The organism is Cruoricaptor ignavus (genome assembly GCF_900141665.1).
GTDB lineage: Bacteria > Bacteroidota > Bacteroidia > Flavobacteriales > Weeksellaceae > Cruoricaptor > Cruoricaptor ignavus.
In genome coordinates this window covers 1-2,749 of the sequence record NZ_FQYI01000022.1, presented here as the reverse complement: position 1 = coordinate 2,749, position 2,749 = coordinate 1, and the positions used below count along the sequence as shown (strand labels likewise).

Annotated in this window: 4 protein-coding genes; all 4 read right to left on the bottom strand. The window is 35.8% G+C overall.

All coding sequences use genetic code 11. From position 1 onward, the window contains the following. Positions 1-55 precede the first annotated feature (55 nt). The 4 genes from BUB43_RS10880 to BUB43_RS10865 all read right to left on the bottom strand — a co-directional run bounded on the left by BUB43_RS10880 (position 56) and on the right by BUB43_RS10865 (position 2,494). Positions 56-751, bottom strand: coding sequence for a hypothetical protein (locus tag BUB43_RS10880; protein WP_073181047.1), 696 nt, complete (start codon positions 749-751; stop codon positions 56-58). Further along, positions 702-1,133, bottom strand: coding sequence for an RHS repeat-associated core domain-containing protein (locus BUB43_RS10875; RefSeq protein ID WP_455550110.1), 432 nt, complete (start codon positions 1,131-1,133; stop codon positions 702-704). Before BUB43_RS10875 ends, BUB43_RS10880 begins: the two co-directional genes overlap by 50 nt. 103 nt (positions 1,134-1,236) lie before the next feature. Beyond that, complete coding sequence (locus BUB43_RS10870; protein ID WP_073181043.1) at positions 1,237-1,692, bottom strand: hypothetical protein; 456 nt, start codon at positions 1,690-1,692, stop codon at positions 1,237-1,239. A gap of 1 nt (position 1,693) precedes the next feature. Then, positions 1,694-2,494 (bottom strand): threonine/serine exporter family protein, encoded by an 801-nt coding sequence (locus tag BUB43_RS10865; protein ID WP_073181041.1) that lies wholly within the window; start codon positions 2,492-2,494, stop codon positions 1,694-1,696. Positions 2,495-2,749: the final 255 nt, after the last annotated feature.

The following is a 2,749-nucleotide window of genomic DNA, read 5'->3' as shown; positions in this document are numbered from 1 at the left end:
AAATTTTCTGCGTGTCTGTTTCATTGTTTTTTCCGACTATTTAAAGTTAATAATTTCAACTTAAACAGTGGTCCAGTTTTTTAAGGGTATTATCATAAATATTCAAAAGTTTTTGATTTACTTGATAATTTAAATTTGAGAAGCCATTTAATCTCACAAATTGGTTTTCTAAATTTGAAATAGGAATATGAGATGCAAAGTCTTTACCTACAAACGCTATGTGGATATATTCATCAACATCACTTAACATTACATGGCCCAATTCATGATGAAAAGTGAAAGAAAATAATTTTTTATTGGAAAGAGCTTTAGGTGCTAGATATATTTTTCCACCCCTTGTAATACCTAGCGCATTTATTTCGTTGCCTTCAATAATACCACTGAAAGCTCCTTCACTATTTACTTTCCATCCTGAAGGAGCAAACTTACTGTCAGGACTTTTGCCAAAATATGTATTTTTATAACCAGCATTTTTAAGTTTAATTTTTTCTGCGTCGTTAAAGTTTTCATTAAAATATTTATCTATATATCTTTTATCGACAGGATTACCATTGCGACTATTATTCTTTATGTTATCTTCAAGATAATAATCTTCAGATATGTCAGGTTTAGTAAATAATTTATTTAGGCCCCAACTTACTGCGCCAATCGCACCGCCAATTACCGCGCCCGTTGCAAGTCCTTTTAAAAAGTTGGTGCCATTAATAAAGCGAATTGACTCCACCACTTCCGGCTCCGGCAAGAGCTCCATTTCCTACTGTAGCCCAAAAGCCTCCTGCTGTAAAAACTTGTCCTAAAGCTCCCGAGACGGCTCCTGTTAGTGTCCCTACAAAAAAAGTTTTAGCCAAACCACCCCAAGAAAAGTTACCTGTAATTGCAGCCTGTCCAAGATACATTGCCGTGCCTATAATCGCTCCACCAATGGCTCCTGCAATAACTGCTGCGAAAAATTTACCAACGATAGGTACTAATGCCGCAAACCAGAATAATTCCCCACTTGGATCATTAAACATCAATGGATTATTCATCACATACCCATACTTGTTGTAGTTCTGGGTGTTGAACATATCCTGGATATTCTCGTCGGCATTTAAAAACCTTCTCAGCAATGGATCATACAATCTTCCGTTCATTTGTACGAGGCCTACTTCCGCAAAATGCTCGTGGAAAGTATAGTATATGTCAAGCAATGAATCTCTATTAGAATACGCCGACAGAACAATAACACTATACTTACTAATTCAAATCATAGTAAAACCAATCAGTTAAATACTCTTCACAATTACTGAATAAATATGTATCAAAGGCTAATTTAAATCTATATTTTTTCTTTTCTTCAAAAACCTGCGAAATCCTTCCAGGAATAACTTTGACTTTGTATTCTTTGATTTTATTATTTTTCAGACAAAACGTTTTTCCTAAACATTTTTTAGTATCCAAACATGATGCTCCGTCAAAACTATAGCCAGTATATTCATACGACTTTTTTTCTTCATTATAAATCTGAACATCAGTTGGTCTAGCCCATTCACTTTTATATTGGATAGGAACTTTTAATTTTCTTTTAGTTTGATTTTTAATTATAAGAGTTACCGTACCATCCTTTGACAAAGTATTATTTGCAAAAGATAGATTACATTTTTGTTGCGCAGAAAAAAAACTCACAACCAGTATTAGAATAAATTTATACATATTATTTAAAAAAACTTGAGTTTGCAAAATCATTATATTGTGATTGATAAGCCCTGATTAGCGCAGGGTGGGCTGTCATATAATTATAAAATTCGCGAGCTTTATTCCAATACCCCTCCATGGAACTAAAGGAAGCCTTAGGTAAATTTTTATTAAATAAAGAGTCATGGTAACCTAAAAACTCTCTTACTTGATATATACTTAGGTTCCCTGTCATTCCTAAAATAGCTCTTTGGTAAACATGAACAAATTCATGATGAACCACCCTCGCAAATGTTGCAACAGGCCCCCTAAATACATGTTTTGCAATAGTTACCTCTTGCATTCCGTAAGCCTCACCGCCAGTCAATCCTGAGTAGCTGTAATCATCTGAAAAAGTAAGTGTATATTTCCCTTCAATACCCGCATCTAAATTATACTTTGAATTGACTAAATCGAACGCACCCTGATAATCATCATTTTTAACTAACTTTCTAAACGTACGACGAGTATCTTTATCTACACCCGGCTCGCTAATTGCATGCGCTACATGATTCAAACCAGCAACAACCCCTCCAATCAAGGCACCCTGCCAAAAATTGCCACCACTTAGTGCAGACCCTACACCTCCTGATAGCGCCCCGAAAGCAATCGTACCTACCGAACTTGAAGCAAATTGTGACAACCCGACCTTATTAAGCGCATAACCCCAGGCACTTGCACCCAAACTACCTAATGCACCTGCTATAAATGCCTGCTTGAAACTCGCACCCTGCATCAATGAAAGCGTCCCTTGCGCAACACCATGTGCGGCAGCCTGCAATAGAGCGTTTCCAAATGTTTGAGCATACTGCCCAGGTAGTCCTTGTGCAAAAATTTGTAAGAACCGCTGCTCTCTTTATAGTTTTCAAATATACAATATTTACCTCATAAGACAAACCTCATTAAAAAACCAAAAAGAACTTCTACGCTTTTGCAGACATTGATAATACCCTTAAAAAACTGGACCACTGTTTAAGTTGAAATTATTAACTTTAAATAGTCGGAAAAAACAATGAAACAGACACGCAGAAAATTT

Excerpts from the sequence above, each read along its gene's own strand:
- BUB43_RS10880 (WP_073181047.1), bottom strand. The coding sequence starts at position 751 with ATGGAGCTCTTGCCGGAGCCGGAAGTGGTGGAGTCAATTCGCTTTATT.
- BUB43_RS10875 (WP_455550110.1), bottom strand. The coding sequence starts at position 1,133 with ATGAACGGAAGATTGTATGATCCATTGCTGAGAAGGTTTTTAAATGCC.
- BUB43_RS10870 (WP_073181043.1), bottom strand. The coding sequence starts at position 1,692 with ATGTATAAATTTATTCTAATACTGGTTGTGAGTTTTTTTTCTGCGCAA.